At 71.0% G+C, this 22,124-nt stretch carries 12 protein-coding genes and 1 pseudogene; 11 read left to right on the top strand and 2 right to left on the bottom strand.

Going from position 1 to position 22,124, the window contains the following annotated elements; genetic code table 11:
• Positions 1-241 precede the first annotated feature (241 nt).
• The 3 genes and pseudogenes from ACWEQO_RS26155 to ACWEQO_RS26145 all read left to right on the top strand — a co-directional run bounded on the left by ACWEQO_RS26155 (position 242) and on the right by ACWEQO_RS26145 (position 7,822).
• Positions 242-6,450, top strand: a pseudogene (locus ACWEQO_RS26155) (RHS repeat-associated core domain-containing protein).
• A gap of 360 nt (positions 6,451-6,810) precedes the next feature.
• Positions 6,811-7,413, top strand: a complete 603-nt coding sequence (locus tag ACWEQO_RS26150; RefSeq protein ID WP_452985450.1) for a response regulator — start codon at positions 6,811-6,813, stop codon at positions 7,411-7,413.
• A gap of 154 nt (positions 7,414-7,567) precedes the next feature.
• Positions 7,568-7,822, top strand: coding sequence for a hypothetical protein (locus ACWEQO_RS26145; RefSeq protein ID WP_452985449.1), 255 nt, complete (start codon positions 7,568-7,570; stop codon positions 7,820-7,822).
• Between the two features lie 2 nt (positions 7,823-7,824).
• On the opposite strand, the gene ACWEQO_RS26140 is transcribed toward ACWEQO_RS26145, so the two are convergent.
• Both ACWEQO_RS26140 and ACWEQO_RS26135 read right to left on the bottom strand, forming a co-directional pair.
• Positions 7,825-8,841: a LacI family DNA-binding transcriptional regulator gene (locus tag ACWEQO_RS26140; RefSeq protein WP_452985448.1), complete on the bottom strand. Its 1,017-nt coding sequence runs from the start codon at positions 8,839-8,841 to the stop codon at positions 7,825-7,827.
• Between the two features lie 122 nt (positions 8,842-8,963).
• Positions 8,964-10,337: an MFS transporter gene (locus ACWEQO_RS26135; RefSeq protein WP_452985447.1), complete on the bottom strand. Its 1,374-nt coding sequence runs from the start codon at positions 10,335-10,337 to the stop codon at positions 8,964-8,966.
• 83 nt (positions 10,338-10,420) lie between these two features.
• Between ACWEQO_RS26135 and ACWEQO_RS26130 the strand changes: the two genes are divergently transcribed.
• The 8 genes from ACWEQO_RS26130 (at position 10,421) to ACWEQO_RS26095 (ending at position 21,915) form a co-directional block, all read left to right on the top strand.
• Positions 10,421-11,389 (top strand): LysR family transcriptional regulator, encoded by a 969-nt coding sequence (locus ACWEQO_RS26130; RefSeq protein WP_452985446.1) that lies wholly within the window; start codon positions 10,421-10,423, stop codon positions 11,387-11,389.
• Between the two features lie 176 nt (positions 11,390-11,565).
• Positions 11,566-12,705, top strand: coding sequence for a hypothetical protein (locus tag ACWEQO_RS26125; RefSeq protein WP_452985445.1), 1,140 nt, complete (start codon positions 11,566-11,568; stop codon positions 12,703-12,705).
• Complete coding sequence (locus tag ACWEQO_RS26120; protein WP_452985444.1) at positions 12,705-14,921, top strand: glycosyltransferase; 2,217 nt, start codon at positions 12,705-12,707, stop codon at positions 14,919-14,921. The genes ACWEQO_RS26125 and ACWEQO_RS26120 overlap by 1 nt, the downstream gene beginning before the upstream one ends.
• Positions 14,918-16,141, top strand: a complete 1,224-nt coding sequence (locus tag ACWEQO_RS26115) for an acyltransferase family protein (RefSeq protein WP_452985443.1) — start codon at positions 14,918-14,920, stop codon at positions 16,139-16,141. The genes ACWEQO_RS26120 and ACWEQO_RS26115 overlap by 4 nt, the downstream gene beginning before the upstream one ends.
• Before the next feature lie 137 nt (positions 16,142-16,278).
• Positions 16,279-16,686 (top strand): PPOX class F420-dependent oxidoreductase, encoded by a 408-nt coding sequence (locus ACWEQO_RS26110; protein WP_361448845.1) that lies wholly within the window; start codon positions 16,279-16,281, stop codon positions 16,684-16,686.
• 325 nt (positions 16,687-17,011) lie between these two features.
• A complete protein-coding gene (locus tag ACWEQO_RS26105; RefSeq protein WP_452985442.1) occupies positions 17,012-19,282 on the top strand; it encodes a transglycosylase domain-containing protein in 2,271 nt (756 codons plus the stop codon).
• A gap of 52 nt (positions 19,283-19,334) precedes the next feature.
• The gene (locus tag ACWEQO_RS26100) at positions 19,335-20,621 is read left to right on the top strand and encodes a hypothetical protein (protein ID WP_452985441.1); all 1,287 of its coding nucleotides are present in this window, start codon (positions 19,335-19,337) and stop codon (positions 20,619-20,621) included.
• Between the two features lie 112 nt (positions 20,622-20,733).
• The gene (locus tag ACWEQO_RS26095; RefSeq protein WP_361448854.1) at positions 20,734-21,915 is read left to right on the top strand and encodes an amidase domain-containing protein; all 1,182 of its coding nucleotides are present in this window, start codon (positions 20,734-20,736) and stop codon (positions 21,913-21,915) included.
• Positions 21,916-22,124 lie beyond the last annotated feature (209 nt).

Raw genomic sequence — 22,124 nt, 5'->3', positions numbered from 1 at the left:
GAGGCTGGGAGCGGTGATGACCTCGGTCTTTGTGATTCTGACATGTTCTGCACAGGGGGTGAAATCTTCACTTCTTCCCCCTGCGGTGCCCCTGTTTTGATCATGGTTTGACCATGTTCACAGCAACAAGGAGACACCGGAAGTGACAGAACGAATACGGCCCACCGACGAGTGGGAGGGGTCGGCCGTCGCCCTGCAGAGACGCAGACGGCTGCTGCCCCGGATCGCGGTGGTGACCGCCATGGTGCTCGCGGCGGAGACCGCCGTGGTGGTCGCCGCCACCGGCCAGGTGGTGGCCCTCGAACAGGAGAAGACCCGGCAGGCGGTCGGAAAACCGGCCCCCGAGGGCCCCGTCACCGCTGCGGACATCCCCTCCGCGAAGGTCGCGGCCCGGCTGAGCGGCAAGCGGGTCGAGGCGCTGTCCGAGCGGACCGAGACCTCCACCACCTGGTGAACAAGGACGGCTCCCTCACCACCGAGCTGGCGGCCGGCCCGCTCCGCTTCGAGCGGGAGGGAGGCGAGTGGACCGACATCGACGTCGAACTCCGTGAGACGGACGGCGTGGTGGAGGCCAAGGCGCACCCCGAAGGACTGCGGCTGGCGGGCAAGGGTGGCACGGTCCCGCGGTCGCTCGGCGAGGCGGGCAAGGCCCCGGCCCGTGACCTGGTGACCCTGGGTGAGGGAGACGAGCGGATCACCCTCCAGTGGAAGGGCGGGCTGCCCGCGCCGGAACTGGACGGCACCCGTGCGACCTACCCCGACGCCCTACCGGGCGCCGACGTGGTCGTCGAGGCGACCCGCACCGGCTTCGAGCAGTTCGTCGAGATCAAGCGGAAACCGGCCGAAGGCTACTCCTACACCCTGCCGCTGAAGGCCAGGGGCCTGACGGCGAAGCAGCAGCCGGACGGCAGTGTGCTGTTCACCGACCGGAAGAACAAGAAGCGGGCCGTCATGCCCGCACCGGTCATGTGGGACGCGAGCGTCGACAAGGTGTCGGGCGAGCACACCCGCAGGGTGCCGGTGGCCATGAAGGTGGTGCAGCGCAAGGGCGGCATCGACCTGGTGGTCACCCCGGACGCCGAGTTCCTCGCCGACCCGGAGACGACGTACCCGGTGACGGTGGACCCGTCCACGTCCGCGCTCTCCAACGTCTTCGACACCTACGTGCAGCAGGGCGAGACCCGCGACTGGTCCACCGACAAGGAGCTGGACTTCGGCAACCCGGGGACGACGAACCCGAACGGGACCCCGCGGACCGCCCGGTCGTTCATCTCCTGGAACACCTCGCCGATCGCGGACGCGCTGGTCTCCAGCGCGAAGCTGTCGCTGTGGAACTTCCATTCGGGCAACACCGACTGCAAGGCCCAGTCGTGGGAGGTGTGGTCCACCGGGGCCGCGTCGACCTCTTCACGCTGGACGGCGCAGCCGACCTGGACCGCGAAGAAGGCGACGTCCACCGAGACCAGGGGCAACCCCGACTGTGGCTCGGCCCCCGACGGGTGGATCAACGCGGACGTGACCTCGCTGGCGCAGGAGTGGGCCGCGGCCAAGGCGACGCGCGGGCACATGGGCCTGCGCGCTACGAGCGAGTCGGCGACGGCGCAGTGGAAGCGGGTCAACTCCGCCAACGCGGCGTCGAACGTGCCGAAGCTGACGGTCACCTACAACTTCCGGCCGAAGACGGGCACGAAGCAGGAGGCCGGTCCGCCGTTCTTCTCCTACAGCGGCGCCTACCAGGTCAACACGCTGACGCCGACGCTGCGCGACACCTTCGTCGACGCCGACGGTGACAAGGTCAACGGCACCTTCCAGATCTACGACAACGCGACCAACACCCAGGTCGGCGACAATCTGGTCTCCAAGTTCGTGGCATCGGGTCAGGCCGCCTCGGTGACCGTCCCGGCCGGGGTGCTGGCCGAGGGCAAGACGTACAAGTTCCGCACCAGCCCCTACGACGGGACGCACTACAACGCCGGCTGGTCGGCGTGGAAGACGTTCACGGTCGACACCAAGGCCCCGTCCGCCCCGGCGAAGATCACCTCGACCGACTACCCGGCCGGGCAGTGGGTCAAGGGCGAGGGACAGCCGGGCACGTTCACCGTCACCCCGCCCGCCGGGACCGACCACAACTGGCTCGAGTGGTCCCTGGACGGCGTGACCTGGACCAAGGTCGCCACCGGCGGGTCCGGCGCGAACAAGGCGATCTCCGTCACCCCGCCGAAGAACGGCAGCCACACCCTCCAGGTGCGGGCCGTCGACAAGGCGGACAACAAGTCCGAGGCAGCGGAGTACCTCTTCCACGCGGGCTCGGGTGGGTTCGTCCAGCCGTCGGAGGGTGAGCGCACCGCCCGCCGTCTGCCGTTGGTCGCCGAGGCCGAGGCGGGCAAGTACAACGCGGTGGCCTTCTCCTGGCGGCGCTCCGAGGCGGACCCCTGGGTGCGGATCCCGCTCGGTGACGTCACCTCGGGCGGCACCCCGCTGACCGCCTGGCCGGTCCCGCTGGCCAATGGCAAGAACGCACCGTTGGTGTGGAACGCGACGGAAACCGTCGACCCGGACGGAACCGTGCAGGTGAAGGCCGACTTCACCGGCCCGTCCTCCGCCGCGAGCAGTACCGCCCCGCTGACCGTGGTCGTCGACCGCAACGCGGACGGAGCGACCACCACCGAGGTGGGCCCCGGCTCCCTCAACCTGCTGACCGGCAACTTCACGCTCTCCGAGACCGATGTGTCGATGTTCGACCTGTCGGTGTCCCGCACGGCCGCCTCCCGCACCCCCAACCGGGGCGCGTCGCAGGAGGGCCAGGCGGCGATCTTCGGCAAGGAGTGGGTCGCCGGCACCGTCGCGGAGACCACCGAGTCCGACTACAGCCACATCCGCCGGGTCTCCGACACCGCGGTCGACGTGGTGCTGGAGGAGGGCGACGCCATCCACTTCACCGCGAACGCGGCGAAGAACGGCTGGATCCCCGAGCCCGGCTCCGAGGACCTGACCCTCAAGGGCAGCCTGACCGGGACCCTGACCCTGTCCGACACCGAGGGCACGGTCACCACCTTCGCCAAGCCCGACGCGGCGTCCGCCACCTGGCAGGTCAGCAGCACCCTCTTCGACGGCCTGGCCAACACCACCACCAAGGTCGTCTCCGAGACCGTGACCGTCGACGGCAAGAAGCTGGCCCGCCCCAAGCGGATCATCGCCCCGACCTCGGCGGCCACCACCGCGGCCTGTGAGACGTCCCCGGCGACCAAGGGCTGCAAGGTCCTGGAGTTCGTCTACGCGTCCACCACCACCGCCACCGGTACGGAGAACGACGGCCAGTTCGGCGACTTCGCCGGCCAGGTCAGCGAGATCCGGATCTGGGCCACCAGCCCCGGTGCCTCCGCCGCGACCGCCACCGTCGTGGCCAAGTACCGCTACGACTCGAACGGCAGCCTGCGCCAGCAGTGGGACCCGAGGCTCAGCCAGTCCTCGCAGACCCAGTACGCCTACTGGGACGGCCGGGTGACCTGGTTGCAGCAGCAGAGCCAGCTGCCCCACACCTTCACCTACGGCAACGCGGGCGCCGGCACGGCGCCGGGTGACGGCATGCTGCTGAAGTCGTCCCGCCAGGCCCTGAAGCAGGGCACCACCGACACGGTCGAGGGCAACGCGGTCACCAGCGTCGTCTACGGCGTGCCGCTCACCGGCACCAAGGCGCCGTACGGCATGGGCGCCGCCACCGTCACCGAGTGGGGACAGCTGGACGCCCCCACGGACGCCACCGCGGTGTTCCCCGCCGACTCGGTACCGGCGTCCCACGACGGCGCCGACCTCACCTCCGCCGCCTACAAGCGGGCCACGGTGACGTACCTGAACGCCTCCGGCCGCACGGTCAACACCGCCACGCCCGGCGGGCACATCAGCACCACGGAGTACGACCGCTTCGGCAACACCGTCCGCGAACTGAACGCGGGCAACCGTGCCCTGGCGCTCGGAGCCACCGCCGAGGAGAAGGAGCAGCTGACCGACCTGGGCATCATCGGCCGCTCGGCCGCCGAGCGCGCCCACCTGCTGTCCACCACCTCGCTCTACGACGAGCGCGGACAGCGCGAGCTCGAGGAGTTCGGCCCCCTCCACCGGGTCGACCTGACCGAGGACCTCAAGGACGGCAGCACCGTCCTGGTCGAGGCCGGAACCTCGGTCCCGGCCCGTTCGTGGACGGTCAAGGAGTACGACGAGGGCCGCCCGAGCGACGGCACGGCCACGGTCAAGGACCAGGTCACGCTGACCGTCACCGGTGCCCGGGTCCGCGATTACTACTCCGTCATGGGCGAGAAGCGGGTCGAGACCACCCAGTACGACTGGGTCAAGGGCCTGCCCACGCTCACCACCAAGGACGCGGGCGGCCTGAACCTCACCACCACCACGGGCTACGACGGCCAGGGCCGGGTCACCTCCCAGGTGCTCCCGGGCGGGACGGGCAGTGATGCCGCGACCCGGATCACCGAGTACTGGTCGGCCACCGGCACCGGCTGGTGCAAGGGCCGACCCGAATGGGCGGACCAGGTGTGCTGGACCGGTCCCGCCGGTGACATCACCGGTGGTGGCTCCCAGCCGAACAAGCTGGTGAACACCACGATCGAGTATGACCGCTGGGGCAACCCGGCCACCTTCACCGACGAGGTCGGCGGGACGTACCGGACGACCACGAAGACGTACGACGCGGCCGGCCGCGAGATCAAGACGACGGTGACCGGCGGCCTCGGCCAGGCGGTTCCGGAGACCACCACGGAGTACGACCCGGCGACCGGCGCGGTGACCAAGATCAGCTCGCCGACCGGCGGGACGATCACCAAGGCGTACGACAAGCTCGGCCGCCAGATCTCCTACACGGACGCCGACGGAGGCGTCACGAAGACCGAGTACGACCTGCTCGACCGCCAGGTCAAGGTCACCGACTCCGTTCCGTCCACCCTCACCTACACCTACGACCACGCGGCCGAACCACGCGGACTGGCCACGAAGACCACCGACTCCGTCGCGGGCGCCTTCTCGGCCACCTACGACGCCGACGGCTCCGTCGCCACCGAGAAACTCCCCGGCGGCTACACCCTGACCGTCACCGAGGACCCCACCGGCTCCACCGCCTCACGGAACTACACCCGCGACAGCGACGGCACGACCGTCTACACCGACCGGGTCAGCGAGTCGGTCCACGGACAGGTCACCAGCCACCAGGGCTGGTCCAGCCAGACCTACCGCTACGACCGCGCGGGCCGGCTGACCGGAGTCGACGACACGGCGGGTGAGGTCTGCACCCGCCGCACCTACACCTTCGACAAGCGCACCAACCGCACATCCCTGGCCACGGCGACCGCGGAGTCCGGCACCGCCTGCACCTCCACGGGAGCCACCACCACCAACCACACCTACGACAGCGCCGACCGTCTCGTCGACGCCGGTTACACCTACGACGCTTTCGGCCGCACCACCGCGCTGCCGGGCAGCACGGTCGGCTACTACACCAACGACCTGGTCCACCGTCAGACCGCGGACGGCAAACGCCAGACCTGGGAGCTCGACGCCGCACTGCGCTTCCGCTCCTGGACGGTGGAGACGGACACGGACGGCACCTGGGCCCGGACCGGATCCAAGCTCAACCACTACGACGGCGACGGCGACAACCCGCGCTGGATCGTGGAGGACACCGCCACCGGGGCACTGAGCCGCAACGTCGAGTCCGCCTCCGGCGACCTCGCGGCCGTCACATCGAAGACCGGCGACACCGTCCTCCAACTCACCACGGTCCACGGCGACGTGGCCCTCCAGTTGCCGCTGGACGCGGACGCGGCTCCCGTCGCGCTGGACAATGACGAGTACGGCAACCCGCGTGAGGGCCGGACCCCCGCCCGCTACAACTGGCTCGGTGCCAAGCAGCGCTCCACCGAGACCCTCACCGGCCTCACCCTCATGGGCGTCCGCCTCTACAATCCGGCCACCGGCCGCTTCCTGTCGGTCGACCCGGTGTACGGCGGCAACCTCAACGCCTATGAGTACGCTCACGCCGACCCGCTCAACCGGTACGACCTCAATGGAAAATGGAGCTGGGGTAAACGGATCAAGCGGTGGGGAAAGAAGGGCAGGTCGGGTCTCAGGTATGCTAGATCCTTTGCGCGGAAAACCTGGAGTGAGAACAAGCAGACGATTGTCACCTGGGGTGTCGGAATCGCTGTCTCCGGTGGCTGCACCATTGCCACGGGTGGGGCCTTCGCGGCTGGCTGCCTCTGGCTCGGCGGTACGGTCGGTGGTGCAGTCGGTTACCGCGCCGGTGTGTCGAAGAGGTCGCGTGGGGGTTACGTCCGTGCTGGGCTCGTCGGTGGTGTCACCATGCGTGTGGGCGGCAGCGCGGTGACTCGCGGTTGGCGAGTCCTCCGGGGAAGCGGAAGGCACCGCGGAGCCTGGAGGCTCTGATTCCCCAGACGCTTGTCGAGGGTGAAAAATCCCTCTGAGGAACCGTTTCGGACTCGCTGCCGACAAGGAGATCTTGTCGGCAGCGGCGAAACGTTGCTTTAACTGGTCGTGATTTTCCGCTCGAGGGCATTGCAGAGGTTTTTGTGAAAAAATTCATCAAGGCGGTACTTGCCACTCTGGTCTTTGTGGTTTTCATGTTTGTTTCCCTGCAGGTGGTGGGTCAGATATCGGCAGATTCTGAGGCTGGTTCGCTGATCCGAACGGCATTGGGGGGGCTTCTGGCTGGGCTGACACTGGTCTGGGGTGGGTACCTCTTGAACCTCATGCGCTCGGGCAGGAACGGAAAGGGATAGTCGGTCGGTGATCAGAGTGCTGGTGGTCGAAGACCATGCCGTCGTGCGGTCCGGGCTCACGGTGCTGCTCTCGGGTGAGTTGGGCATCGCCGTCGTCGGCGAGGCGGCCGACGGGCCTGCGGCGCTTGCAGAAGCCACTCGGCTGCGGCCCGATGTGGCTCTCCTCGACATCGATCTGCCCGGCATGGACGGCATCGCCGTAGCCGCCGTGCTCGCCGAACGGCTGCCTGAATGCCGCACCTTGATTCTCACGGCGCTGGACCGGCCCGGGCATCTGGGCCGGGCGCTCGCCGCAGGAGCCTCCGGCTATCTCCTCAAGAACGCGACCCCCGCCGAGACGGCGGACGCGATCCGCCGGGTCGCCGTGGGCGGACGAGTGATCGACTCGCGAATGCGGGGCGGCCGGGTCCACGAGGTCAGCCCTCTGACCGAGCGGGAAGCCGAGGTGCTGCGGTTGGCGTCCTCGGGTGCGCATGCCCGTGAGATCGCCGCCGAACTCTTCCTGAGCGTCGGCACGGTGCGCAATCGGCTCTCGTCCGCCGTGGGCAAGCTCCATGCCCGCACCCTCGTCGACGCCCTTCGCATCGCCGAACGCCACGGCTGGCTGTGACCGGCGATACCTCTGTCCGGGCGTATTCGTGAAGATTTCACTCCCCGGGGCGCGCGTCGCGTGATCGGATCCGTGTCGACCGATGCACGCCTGCCGCCGCTCACGAGGCGCGGTGCGGCGGGCGTGTGCAGGAGACGGGGAGCGCTCGGTTTCGATGGTGGGGTGGTGGGCCGCGGTGCGGCGGGTGAGGGCGGAGTCGGCCGCGGTCTACGCCATGGCCTTACTGGTGTACGGCTCGGCCGTGGTGGGCGTGGTGTTCGGCGGGCCGTGGATGATCGTGTGGTTCCTGCCCGCCCTGCTGGGTTCGCCGGTGGCGATCTGGTTCGTACGGCACGCGGCCCGATGGGAGGCGTCGGCGGCGGCGCGTGCGGCGACGAGTGCGGCGGAGAAGGAAGAGCCGCGGCACTGACCTCACCCTTCCGCCCGTGCCTCCGCGCGCGGTGCGGTGCTGGCGCGTTCCGTCAGGCGGGGCGGGAGCAGGGTGGCCTCCGGCACCGGGGCGCCGGACAGCTTCCGTAGCAGCAGGTGCACCGCGCGGGTGCCCAGTTCGGTGGACGGCACGGCGACCGAGGTGGCCGGGACCCGGGCCGAGGCGGCCACGGGCGCCGGGCAGACGGCGACCAGGGAGAGGTCCTCGGGGATCCGCAGGCCGAGCTGCTCGAAGGCGTCGATCAGCGGGTCGAGCAGCGGCTCGTTGTGCACCACCACCCCGGTCAGCGCGGGCTGTTCGCGCAGCAGCCGCTCGGCGATCGCGCGGGCCGCCCCCCGGCCCGCCCCGCACGGGTACACGGCGGAGGCGAGCCGGTGCCGGTCGGCGGCGGCCGTGAAGCCCTGCACGAGCCGGCGCGCGAACGCCGTCCGCCGGACGTACACCTCCGGCGGCGAACCGACCAGCGCCACCGTCCGGTGCCCGAGCCGCGCCAGGTGCTCCACGCACAGCTCGCCCGCCGCACCGAAGTCCAGATCGACACAGGTCAGCCCGTCCGGCTCGGCCGGGACGCCGATCAGTACGGACGGCAGGGGCAGCGAGCGCAGCAACGGCAGGCGGGGGTCCTGGAGTTGTACGTCCATCACCACCAGCGCGTCCGCCGCCCCCGTCTCCGCGACCTGCTCGATCCCCTCCTCGCCCTCCTCCTGGGTGAGCAGCAGCACATCGTGGTCGTGGGCGCGGGCGGCGGTGACCACCGACACCGCGAACTGCGTCACCACCGGCACATGGACGCCGGAGCGCACCGGGACCGCCAGCGCCAGGACCCGGGAGCCGCCCAGGGCGGTGCCCCGGACGGGCGTCCGGTAGCCCAGCTCACGGGCGGCGGTCAGGACGCGGCGCCGGGTCTCCTCCGAGATCGGCCGCTTGCCGCTGAGCGCGTACGAGACCGTGCTGGGGGAGACCCCGGCGCGCCGGGCCACATCCGTGATCTTCGCCATCGGGAGTCCTCCACTGACACGGTTCGCGGGGGAAGGGGCGGGAGGGGAACGGGAGGGGAAAGGCAGGGGAAAGGGTGTCGAAGCGCTTCGACGGGTGAAGGTATGGGTGAGCCCGGGGGCCGTCAATGGGCCGGACGGGATTCGACGGGGCGGTTCGACGGCCCGAACGGCGAGCGGGGGCCCAGCGGTCCGAACAGGGCCAGCGCCGTCAGCAGGGCCGCCCCGGCCGCCGCCATCGGAACCCCGTACCCGGCCGCCGCCGAGACGTGCTCCACGACCCAGCCGCCGGCCGCGCTGCCGCAGGCGATCCCGCCGAGCAGGCCGGTCACCGCGAGCGTCATGCCCTCGTTCAGCCGGCCCTCGGGGGTGCAGCGCTGGACCAGTGTCATCGTCGTGACCATCGTCGGCGCCGTGGCCATTCCGGCCACCAGGAGCGCCCCCGCCAGCAGCGGGAGCGAGCCGGTGAGGACCGCCGCGAGCAGCGGCAGCGCCATCAGCGCGGTCATCGCGGCCAGGCACAGGGGCAGCCGGGACCAGGCGGACCCCGCCGGGCGCACCGCCCCGTAGGCGAGGCCCGCCGCGCAGGAGCCGGCCGCCTGGAGGGCCAGCACCGCGCCGGCCGCCGCGTGGTGCCCCTGCGTGTCCGCGAACGCGATCGTGACGACCTCCATCGAGCCGAACACCGCACCGGTCGCCAGGCAGACGACGAGCAGCGGACGCATCCCGGGCGCCCGGAAGGGAGCCCGGCCCGGCGCGCGCCGCTCGGCCGGCGGCTCGGTGGAGCGCTGGGCGGCGAACAGGGTCACGCCCGTCAGCAGCAGCGCCGCGCCCACCAGCGTGCCGGCCTCCGGGAAGAGCGCCGAGCAGAGGAAGGCCGCGAGCACCGGGCCGAGCATGAAGCACAGTTCGTCCGCGGCTTGTTCGAAGGAGTTCGCGGTGTGCAGCCCTTCGGCGGCGTCGGCGCGGCCCTTCAGCAGGTGGGCCCAGCGGGCCCGGGACATCCCGCCGGTGTTGGGCGTCGTCGCGGTGGCGGCGTAGGCGGCGAACAGGGTCCAGTCGGGGGCGCCGTGGCGCACGCAGAGCAGCAGCGCGAGGGAGCCGAGCACGGCGAACACCGTCGCGGGCAGGGCGACGCGGGCCTGCCCGTACCGGTCGACCAGCCGTGCCGTCCACGGGGCGACCACCGCGGTCGCCGCCAGCCCGGCCGCGACGACGGCGCCGGCCAGGGCGTACGACCCCCGCGTCCCGGCGATCATCATGACCGCGCTCACGCTGAACATGCCCATCGGCAGCCGGGCGACGAGGTTCCAGACGGTGAACGCGCGGGCGCCGGGCAGGGCGAACAGGCGGCGGTACGGGCCCCGTTCCCGGTCCTCCGGCTTCTTCGGCCGCCCGCGCGGCGCGAAGTCGACGGCGACCAGGGTGTCGGCCGTGACGGTGAACAGCGGGGTGTCCCGGGAGGCCGTACGGCGGCCGTGGAAGGTCGGCTGAGGCATGCACCCACGGTCGCCCGCCCCCGCGGCACCGGTCCAACACCTGATCGGCACCGATTCACGCACCGGCGTTGTAAGTTCACCGGATGTCCGCCCCCACCCACCTCGACCCCCGCCTCCTGCGCGCCTTCGTCACCGTCGCCGAGGAACTGCACTTCACCCGCGCCGCCCTGCGCCTGTACGTCGCCCAGCAGGCGCTCAGCCGTGATGTGCGGCGGCTGGAGAGGGAGTTGGGCAGCGAGTTGTTCGTACGGACCACCCGCCAGGTGACGCTCACCGCCGACGGCGAACACCTGCTGCCGTACGCCCGCCGCGTCCTCCAGGCGCAGGACGACCTGATCGCCGCCGCCGGACAGCCCCGGCCGCTGCTGGTGGACCTCAACTCCCCGGGCCTGCCGACCCCGCGCCGGGTCCTGCACCGGGCCCGCGAACTCACCCCCGGCCACGAGCTGATGGCCCGCTACGAGAGCGGTCTGACCTGGGCCGCGGCCGAGGTGCTCGCGGGACGGCTGGACGCGTCGTTCGGGCGGTTCGCGGGACTCCCCGAGGCGCTGCGGGCCGGGCTCGACCAGCAGCCCGTGCGGTACGAGCCGATGGCGGTGGTGCTGCCCGAGGACCACCGGCTGGCCGCACTGGAGGAGGTGCCGCTCGCCGCGATGGCCGGCGAGACGGTGTACGCCGGGGCGGGCAATCCGCGCACACCGGAGTGGACCGACCTCGCCCTGCGGCTGTTCGAGGGGCGGGACATCGCCCTCGCGCCGCCGGAACCCCTGGCCGTCGGGGACGAGGAGTTCGAGCGGATCATGGCCAGAACACGCTGTCCCGTCCTCGCCGTGGTGGGCTTCCCCGCGCTGACCTCGATGGTGGTGCGCCCGCTCGTCGACCCGGTTCCCTTGTCGCCCGTGTCGCTGGCATGGCGGAAAGGCAGGATTCACCCCGCCCTGGACGGACTTCGCAGGGCTGCCGCCGATATCGCCGCCGAGGAGGGCTGGTTGCGGCCTCCTGCGGAGGGATGGGTTTCGGCCAGTGATCTTGTTGTCATGAGTTCTTCCTGATGTCTCACGAATGACACGAATCAGTACCGGAGGAACACAGAACCTCCGCGTACGCTACATTCGACGCTCGAGCACAGTGTGATAAAAGGGGCGCTCGGAGCGGGTGGGAGGCTCGAATCCGACGGTGGGTGCTCGAGCCGTGAGCGCACCCCGGAACAGTCTCGTGGGGGAAGTGCGTGGAGAAGTGGCGAGAAGGCGCCCAACCGGACCGGTCCGAGACCGCGTCCGCGTCCGAGGGCGACCACGGGAGCTGGTTCTCCCGGAGCGCGGCCGACCGCGCCGCCGAACCGGAGCCCAGACCCTACGCCGCCACCAGGGACGACTGGCCCTATCCGTACGACACGAGCGCCGTGACGCGTCCGATGGACGGCACGCCCGCCGCGGACGGCACGCGCAGGACGCCCGTGCAGCGCGGACCGCAGGGAGCGCTGCGCGACCCCTGGCAGGAGGACGACCCGGCGACGGCCGTCCTGCCCCCCGCCCCCGCGGCACCCGCCGACAACGCGGCCGACGCACCCGACACCGCCGCCGACGACACCGCCGGGCGGACCCATGACCCGCACGAGGTGACGATCCAGCTCGACGCCGTGCAGATAGGCAACGGAGCGCTGCTCGGCACGCCGGACCGGTCCGGCGACGGAGCGGTGCACGAGCCCTCCGACGGTCCCGTCTTCGTCGACGAGTCGGGCCGCCGCGGCCGCCGCTACCGCCGTATCGGCCTGGTCCTCGGCCTCGCCTGCGCGGCGTACGCCGTCGTCATCGTCGCCACGCTGCTGTCCGGCAACTCCGACGCACCCTGGGTGCCCGTCCCCGATCAGGAGCAGGGGCAGCCCGCCGAGAAGGCCGAGACCTCGCCCCGGCCCGCCGAACCGGACGCCTCCCCCGACGCCGATGTCGTCCCGGACCCGGGTACCGGGCCGACCGCCGACGAACCCGACCCCGCCACCCCGTCCGACGCCGGCCTCCCCGCGGGCGGCGGGACCGCCGCCGGTGACGGAGCCGTCGAGCCCGCCGCCCCGTCGCCGACGCCGTCGACCGGGACCACCCCGAAGCCGGGCGCCGGCGCCTCCTCGACCGCCCCGGCCGACCCTCCGGCCGGCCCGGAACCCACCGCCACGCCGACCCCCTCGGGCGGCGCCAGTACCGCTCCGGCCTCACCCCCCGCCGGAGAGGACCCCGGCGACGAGGAACCCGCCGGCGCCGACAACCTCGCCCGGGCGCCCGCCGACCCGCCGACCGTGGCCGCCGAGAGCCCCGCCGCACCGCCGACCCCGTCCACCGCCCCCGTCGCACCGTCCCCGGAGCACGTCCTCTGATGGCATCCCACCCCCGCCGCCCCGGGCCCGCGACCGGAGACCGAGGCGGTTCCCGGCGTCGCAGCCGCCCCAGGCGCCGCCGCCTGCCCCTGCGCCTGATGCTTCCGCTGCTCGTGCTCGTCGCCCTGGCGGCGATGCTCATGCTGCGCGGATACACGCACAGCGAGATCCTCGCCGACCACCGCGTCCGGCCGCCCGCGCCCACCGACGAGGTGCCCGACGAGATCCTCGGGGGCGGCCCGGTCATCGACGCCCGCGGCGGCCGCACCGAGAGCCTGAGCGTGCCCGACCACCGGCTGGTCCTCACCTTCGACGACGGCCCGGACCCGGTCTGGACGCCGAGGGTGCTGGACGTGCTGAAGAAGCACGACGCGCACGGGGTCTTCTTCGTCACCGGCACCATGGCCTCCCGCTACCCGGGCCTCGTCCAGCGCATGGTCGACGAGGGCCACGAGATCGGCCTGCACACGTTCAACCACCCCGACCTCTCCCTCCAGTCCAAGAGGCGCATCGACTGGGAGCTGTCGCAGAACCAGCTGGCGATCACCGGCGCGGCCGGCATCCGCACCTCGCTCTTCCGCCCGCCGTACTCCTCCTTCTCCGCCGCCATGGACAACAAGACCTGGCCGGTCACCGAGTACATCGGCAGCCGCGGTTACATCACCGTCGTCAACGACACCGACAGCGAGGACTGGCAGCGGCCCGGCGCCGACGAGATCATCCGCCGCGCCACGCCGGAGAACGGCGAGGGCGCCATCGTCCTGATGCACGACTCCGGCGGCGACCGCAGCCAGACCGTCGCGGCGCTGGACAGGCTCCTGCCCGACCTGAAGGAGCAGGGCTACGAGTTCGACAACCTCACCGATGCCCTGGACGCGCCCAGCGCGATGAGCCCGGTGACCGGTGCCGAACTGTGGAAGGGCAAGGCGTGGGTCTTCCTGGTCCAGGCCTCGGAGAAGCTCACCGGCGGTCTGGTGGTGGGCCTGGCGGTCATCGGCTCCCTGGTCATCGCCCGCTTCGTGCTGATGCTCCTCCTCGCCGGCGCCCACGCCCGCCGGGTCCGCCGCCGGGGCTTCAGCTGGGGCCCGCCGGTCACCGAGCCGGTGACGGTGCTGGTCCCGGCCTACAACGAGGCCAAGTGCATCGAGAACACCGTCCGCTCCCTGATGGACAGCGACCACCCGATCGAGGTCCTGGTCATCGACGACGGCTCCAGCGACGGCACCGCCCGCATCGTGGAGGCCATGGGCCTGCCCAACGTCCGGGTGATCCGCCAGCTCAACGCGGGCAAACCGGCCGCGCTCAACCGGGGCCTGGCCAACGCCCGCCACGACATCGTCGTGATGATGGACGGCGACACGGTCTTCGAGCCGTCCACCGTCCGCGAACTCGTCCAGCCCTTCGGCGACCCGAAGGTGGGGGCCGTCGCGGGCAACGCGAAGGTCGGCAACAAGGACAGCCTCATCGGCGCCTGGCAGCACATCGAGTACGTGATGGGCTTCAACCTGGACCGCCGCATGTACGACATCCTGGGCTGCATGCCGACCATCCCGGGGGCCGTCGGCGCCTTCCGCCGCTCGGCACTGGTACCGCTCGGCGGCATGAGCGACGACACGCTCGCCGAGGACACCGACGTCACCATGGCGCTGCACCGGGCCGGCTGGCGCGTGGTCTACGCCGAGAACGCCCGCGCCTGGACCGAGGCCCCGGAGACCGTCCAGCAGCTGTGGTCCCAACGCTACCGCTGGTCGTACGGCACCATGCAGGCCATCTGGAAGCACCGCCGCTCCGTGATCGAGAAGGGACCCTCGGGCCGCTTCGGCCGCGTGGGCCTGCCCTTCGTCTCCCTGTTCATGGTCCTGGCCCCGCTGCTGGCCCCCCTGATCGACGTCTTCCTGCTCTACGGCATCGTCTTCGGCCCGACCCAGAAGACGATCATGGCGTGGCTGGGCGTCCTCGCCGTCCAGGCGGTCTGCGCGGCCTTCGCCTTCCGCCTCGACCGCGAACGCATGACCCATCTGATCTCGCTGCCGCTGCAGCAGGTCCTCTACCGCCAGCTCATGTACGTGGTGCTGCTCCAGTCCTGGATCACCGCGCTCACCGGCGGCCGCCTGCGCTGGCAGAAGCTGCGGCGCACCGGCGTCGTCGAGGCGCCCGGCGGATCCGTACCCGGCCCGCGCGCGCCGAGCAGTGACGACCGGAGGCCCGTGGCATGACCCAGCACACCACCGAGCCCGCACCCGTACCGGAGCCGGCCGCCGCCCGGACCGCCGACGCCGCGAAACCGGGCCGCGACCGGTACCTCGACCTGCTGCGCTCCATAGCCCTGGTCCGCGTCGTGGTCTACCACCTGTTCGGCTGGGCCTGGCTGACGGTGCTGTTCCCGTCGATGGGCGTGATGTTCGCGCTCGCGGGCTCACTGATGGCGCGTTCCCTGAAGCGCCCGGCGGCGAGCGTGATCCGCAGCCGGATCCGCCGTCTCCTGCCGCCCTTGTGGGCGTTCGCCGCGGTCGCGCTGACGATGATGTTCGTGAACGGCTGGAACCCCGCGAAGGACGGCGCCCGGGGCCTGGCCGGACTGGCCAACTACCTCGTCCCGATCGGCGCCCCGCCCTACCCGGAGCAGCTCGGCTCCGCCTCCGGCCTGCTGGACGCCACCTGGGCCGTGCAGGCCGCGGGCCCGCTCTGGTACCTGCGCGCCTACCTGTGGTTCGTCATCGCGTCGCCGCTGCTGCTGTGGGCGTTCCGCCGGGCCCCCTGGCCGACGCTGCTCGCCCCGCTGGGCCTGACGGCGGTCGTCGGCACGGGCCTGGTGACCATCCCCGGCGAAACGGGCAACGCGGTCACCGACTTCGCGGTCTACGGCGGCTGCTGGGTGCTGGGCTTCGCCCACCACGAGGGCGTGCTGCAGCGGATCCCGCGCTACCTCTCGGTCTCCTGCGCGTCCCTGGTGATGGCCTTCGGCCTGTGGTGGGCCTCGGGCCACCTGGGCCCCGACGGCTGGGACCTCAACGACATCCCGCTGGCCCAGGCCACCTGGTCGTTCGGCTTCGTGGTGATCCTGCTCCAGTACTCCCCGTCGTGGCGGGAACTCCCGGGGCGCCTGGCGCAGTGGGAGAAGCTGGTGACCCTCTCCAACAACCGCGCGGTCACCATCTACCTGTGGCACAACCTGCTGATCCTGGCGACGGTCCCGCTCGTCGACCTGCTGTACCGCGTCCCGTTCCTGCAGAGCGAGCGCGGGGTGGAGGCCATCGGCAGCACGTACACGCTGTGGATGTTCGCCCTGGTCTGGCCGCTCATCGGCCTGGCGGTCCTCGCGGTCGGCTGGGTCGAGGACCTGGCGGCGAAACGGAGGCCCCGCCTGTGGCCCGACGGCACGGAGCGCCGCGCCGGCCGGCGGAGCAGGACCGGTGCGGCGGTGCACGGGGGCTGACGCCGGGAGCCGCCCACTCGGCCCCGGCCGCCGTGTCCCGGGCCGGGGCGCCGTGCCGTGGGGCTAACGTGATGCGGTGCCAGCCGTTGCCGAGTCCCGTGCCGCGGGTACGGGACGTCCACGTGGAAGGGCCCGCCGTGTCTGCCGAACTCTCCGACGACCTCAAGAAGCTCATCGACGACACCCCCGTCTTCGCGACGGTGGCCACCCTCCAGCCCGACGGCAGTCCGCAGCTGACGGTGACCTGGATCAAGCGGGACGGCGACGACCTGCTGATCTCCACGACCGTGGGCCGGAGGAAGGAGCGGAACCTGCGCCGCGACCCGCGGATCACCGTGATGATCAACCCGCCCACCGCGCCGTACACCTACGCCGAGGTGCGCGGTACGGCCACGCTCGACACGGACGGCGGCCCGGAGCTGATCGAGGAGCTCTCCCGCAAGTACACGGGCAAGGCCTACGCGGACTTCAACCCGGCCTCCGCCGCCGACGCCCCCCGCGTCGTCGTCCGGGTCACCCCGCGCAAGGTCGTCGGCTCGCTCTAGGACGACGCACCGGCCGCGGCGCCGGTGAAGCGGTTCGACGAACCGGACGGATCGTCACCGATCCCTCCTGAGCGGATGTCACCCCTCGCGCTCCGGAGTGCTCTTCATCACCAACCACGCCTTGCCATGCGCGCTTTCACGTGTGGAGGTACTGTGCAGGACGCTGATACTTTTCAGTGCCTTGAACCGTGAGGCGGCAGTCGGTCCGCAGTCGTGTCGACCGCAACCAAGTCGTAGGCTCGTACGTCTTGCGTGCGGTACTGGTGCTGAGTGCGAGGGGGGACACGTGACGCCGGAGGGGCGAGGGGAAGAACCCGACGTCACCATGCAGTTGAAAGCGCTCGGCTCGTTCAAGGCAGAAGAGACCGTGCAGTTGCGCATGCCCGTGCAGCGCACAGCCGGCACGAAGAACGAGAAGCCCGAGGCCACCGAGGTGCCCGAGGTGCCCGGGACGGCCGACGGGTCCGCCTCCGCCGCCGCGGAGCCGGCCCCCTCGGGGCGAATACGCGGCGGCGAGAACGCCGGCCGATCTCCCCGTTCCAGGAACCGGAACCCCCGCAAGGCCCCCCGCCCCTCCCTCCGCTCCCGCCTCGCCGCCAACCCCCGCCTGGCGCCCCTGCTGAGCTTCCTCGCCGCGTCGGCCGCCCGCCTCGCGCCCCACGCCCGCCGGATGAAGCCGGAGTACCCCCGGCCCGGACGCACCGACTGGCGCCGCTGGCTGCCCTCCGGGCGGCAGTGGCTCGGCGGCACGTTCGCCGGCATCGGTCTCAGCTTCCTCTTCCTCGTCGTGGCCTACGCGGCCACCGACATCCCGGACGACCTCAACTCGCACGCCACCCAGCAGGACAACGTGTACTTCTGGGCCGACGGGACGCCCATGGCCCGTACCGGCTGGGTGCAGCGCCAGGAGATGCCGCTGCGGGACATCCCCGAGGACGTCCGCTGGGCGGTCCTCGCCGCCGAGAACGAGAACTTCTTCAACGACCCCGGCATCTCCGTGATGGGCCTCACCCGCGCCGTGCTCCGCACGTTCGGCCAGGGCGACACCCAGGGCGGCTCGACCATCACCCAGCAGTACGTCAAGAACGCCTATCTGAACCAGGACCAGACGGTCCGCCGCAAGTTCACCGAGGCGATGATCGCCCTCAAGCTCGACAACCGGATGAGCAAGGAGGAGATCCTCGAGAGCTACCTCAACACCAGCTGGTTCGGCCGCGGCACCTACGGCATCCAGCGCGCCGCCCAGGCCTACTACGGCAAGGACGTCAGCGAACTCGACGCCGGCGAGGCCGCGTTCCTGGCCTCCCTGCTCAAGGGCGCCGGCCTGTACGACCCGACCCTGAGCAGCGCCAACCGCGACCGTGCCGTGGAGCGCTGGACCTGGACCCTCGACCGGATGGTCGACATCGGCAAGCTCTCACCGGCCGAGCGGGCCACGTACAAGAAGTTCCCCGAGCCGCTGAAGAGCAACCCGCTGTACTCCACCGGTGAGCAGAGCGACTACCTGGTCGAACTCGCCTCCCAGTACGCCAAGAAGTCCGGGAAGATCTCCGAGAAGCAGTTCGACCTCGGCGGCTACCAGATCTACACGACCTTCGACAAGGAGCGGGAACACCGGCTCACCGACGTCGTCACCAAGGCCCGCAAGAAGGCGCTGAAGGACGATCCGAAGGCCGCGAAGACCGTGCACTACGGGGCGGCCTCGGTGGCCGCCGACGGCCGGATCCTCGCCGTCTACGGCGGCCCCGACCACCGCAAGCAGGGCTACAACGAGTCCAACGCCACGACTGTCCCGGCCGGTACGGCCTTCACCCCGTTCGTGTACGCGGCGGCACTGCAGCACGGCGTCCGCACCACCCGTGACGGAGAGCGGACCCCCGTCACCGGCGAATCCCTCTACAACGGCGACGACGACGTGCCGGTGAGCACGCCGGAGGGGCCGTACTGGGACCGCAGCGGCCGCAAGGTGGCCGCCAGCAACGACGGGGACAAGTCCTACGGGCAGATCTCCCTGCGCCGGGCGATGGCCCTCTCGGTGAACACGCCGTTCATGCAGCTCGGCATGGACACGGGCCTGGACAAGGTGCGCGCCACCGCCGTGGCCTCCGGGCTGCTGCCCTCCAGCATCGGGGCCCGGGTGCCCGTGCTGTCGATGGGCAGTTCCACGCCCAGCGCCATCCGCATGGCCGGCGGCTACTCGACGTTCGCCGCGGCCGGCGAGCACACCGAGCCGTACTCGGTGCGCCGCGTCACCCGCAACGGCGCCAAGATCCCCCTGGACCTGCCCGAGCCACGTCGGGCGGTCCGCGCCGAGGTGGCCGAGGAGGTCAGCTCCGCGCTCACGGAGTCCTTCCGCACCGCCCACCCCGACGGCGCGCCCGCCACCGAGAAGGTGGGCGGGAAGCCCGGAACGACGGAGAAGGACACCGCCGCCTGGTACGTCGGCACGCACGAGTCCGTCTCCACGGCCGTCGTCGTCTACCGCATCGACCTCACCGAGAGCCTCGAACCACTGCCGCTGGAGGGTATCGCCGGCACCGCCGACGACAGCGTCCCCTATGGCATCTGGTCCGGTGCCCTGGGCCTTTCCGGATGACCACCGGCCGGGCACCGCAGTCCCCCCACCGACTCTGGAGAACGAGCCGCACATGAAGCCATCGTCGGGGCGCCGCCGCAAGGCCAAGGCGCCGCGTCGCACCGCCGTCCTCCTCCGCCCCGCGGTCCTGGCGTCGGCGGCGCTCCTCACCGTCGCGTCGCTGACGGCGGGCTACCTGGTGCTGAACGGCACGGACGACACCGCGCCGACGGCTTCCTCGGGGGACGGCAAGAAGGCCGCGGGGGCCGCCGCGGAGGAGCCGGAATGGGACGGGAAGACCAAGGTCCTGGGAGACGGATCCACCTCCTACACCGGCCCGCAGAAAGACCGGTTGAAGCCGGAGCCGCTCAAGCCGGGCCAGAAGCCTCCCCAGTTCGTCGTCTTCTCCTGGGACGGCGCACTGCAGGGCGAGGACGGCCTCTTCTCGCACTTCCTGGACGTGGCCGAGGAGAACGACGCCCGTATGACGTTCTTCCTCACCGGGATCTACCTGGTGCCGAAGACCAAGAAGGAGCTGTACGACCCGCCCCAGCACGACAGGGGAGCCGCGGCGATCAGCTACCCCACCGACGAGCACATCCGCACCACCCTGGAGCAGTTGGGCAGGGCCTGGAAGACGGGCAACGAGATCGGCACCCACTTCAACGGGCACTTCTGCGGTGAGAAGGGCGGCGGCGACTGGAGCGTCGCGGAGTGGAAGAGCGAGATCGAGCAGTTCAACTCCTTCGTGAAGAAGTGGAAGACCAACACCGGCTACACGGACCTGTCCCCGCTGCCCTTCGACGTCGACAAGGAGGTCATCGGCGGGCGCGCCCCCTGTCTGGAGGGCCAGGCGAACCTGCTGAAGGCCATCAAGGACTACGGCTACCGCTACGACTCCAGCTCCGCGGGCGACTTCCAGATATGGCCGACCAAGAAGGAGGGCGTCTGGGACTTCCCGCTGCAGATGCTCCCCTACGAGGGCGGCAAGTACCAGGGCCTGTCCATGGACTTCAACTTCCTCTACAACCAGTCCGACGGCAAGACCGACGGTGATCCGGCCATGTACCCCCAGTGGGAGGAGGAGACCGTCGGCACCTACATGGCGGGCTTCAACCGGGTCTACCACGGCAGCCGGGCGCCCCTGTTCATCGGCAACCACTTCGAGCAGTGGAACGGCGGCATCTACATGCGGGCCGTGGAACGGGTCATCAGGAACGTGTGCGTCAAGAAGGACGTCCAGTGCGTGTCCTTCAGGGAACTGGCCGACTGGATGGATGTGCAGAAGCCCGCGACGCTGGAGCGGCTGCGCACCCTCGACCCGGCCCAGTCACCGGACTGGGCGACCGTGGTGAAGTGAGGAACCGTCACCACAGGGTCAACTGGCCCACCCCTCTTCACAGATGCCGCACATCTCATGCGAGGATGCGGCTTCCCGGCATCCCCCAGCCGGGGCAAGAGGGGAAACATCCATGAAGTCGAGAAGAATAAGCCGCACGCGGCGCCGTGCCACCATATTCGGGGCGGCCACCGTCTCCGTCGTCGCCGGAGCGGCGATGCTGCCCGTCTGGAGCGCGGGCGCCGCGGTCACCGACGACCCGACGGTGGACGCCAAGACCAAGGCCACCTTCCAGCGCCTCGCGGACGCGGTCTTCACCGACCGCACCGAGGCCCTGGTCGCCGGCGGCCAGGGCGACCGGAACAAGCCGCGGACCGGCGGCTTCTCCGGAGACGTCCGGCTGTCCTCCGGGACGGCCCGCAGCGAGGACACGGCCCTGTCGAAGCTGGACCGGCGCCGGAACGCACTCGCGAAGCTGGGCGAGAAGTACAGCAAGGGCAGCACGACCGTCACGCTGGGCGCCACCAACGTGAAGGGCCGCAAGGCGAAGGCCGTGGCCACCGAGACCACGACCCTCACCTACGCGAAGGCCCGCGGCGGTGCGCCGAACACCACGGGGTTCCAGACCCGCCACGAGCTGACGTTCACCGCGGACCGGCGGGGCGACTGGCAGCTGACCGGGATCCGTCCGGCCGAGGAGGAGAACCTCGCCGTGAACGAGACGACCGCGCCGCCGACCACCGAGCCCGTGACCGTGAAGTCGGCCACCACCACGCCCGCGGCGCCCAAGGCCTCGACCGCGTTCCCCGGCCCGGCGAACCCGAAGAACTTCACCGCCAGCGGTCTGGACTACAAGGCGATGGCCGACTACGCCAAGCGCCACTGGTCCAACTACAACCCGGACTACCCGAACTTCAACGGGGCGGGCGCGGGCGGCGACTGCACCAACTTCGTCAGCCAGGCCCTGAAGGAGGGCGGCTGGAAGCACGTCCCCGGCTACGTGTACGACTACACCCGGTGGTTCGGCAACGCCGAGATCCAGTCGCACTCGTTCGTCGGCGTCAACGAGTGGTCCTGGTTCGCCCAGAACTCGAAGCGGACGACCAGCCTCGCCAACGTCCACCAGATGGACGTCGGCGACGTGCTGCAGATCGACTTCGACAACAACGGTTCGAAGGACCACACCATGATCGTCACGTCCCGCAGCCAGGGCGTGCCGTATCTGACGTACCACTCCACCAACACCTACAGCAGGTCGGTGACGAGCATCATCGCGTCGTACCCGAACGCGTCGTACTACGCCTACCGCACCTGACCGCCCGGCTCCGGCCGTGACGCGGCGGCCACGCCCCACCCGCGCACGGGCGGGGCGTGGCCGTGCGAAACGGCCGGGGGGCGCCGGGCCGGGGGTCCGGCGGCCCCCCGGCCGGGGGCGGGTGGCGGGGCGAAAAACGGGTGCGGTGGGGGGGGCTGTGTGGAGGAGACGCCCCCCAGAGCAGGATCGGGGCAGACGTGGGCGAAATG

This window comes from Streptomyces sp. NPDC004051, from assembly GCF_053604275.1.
This window is presented reverse-complemented; position numbering and strand designations above follow the sequence as displayed.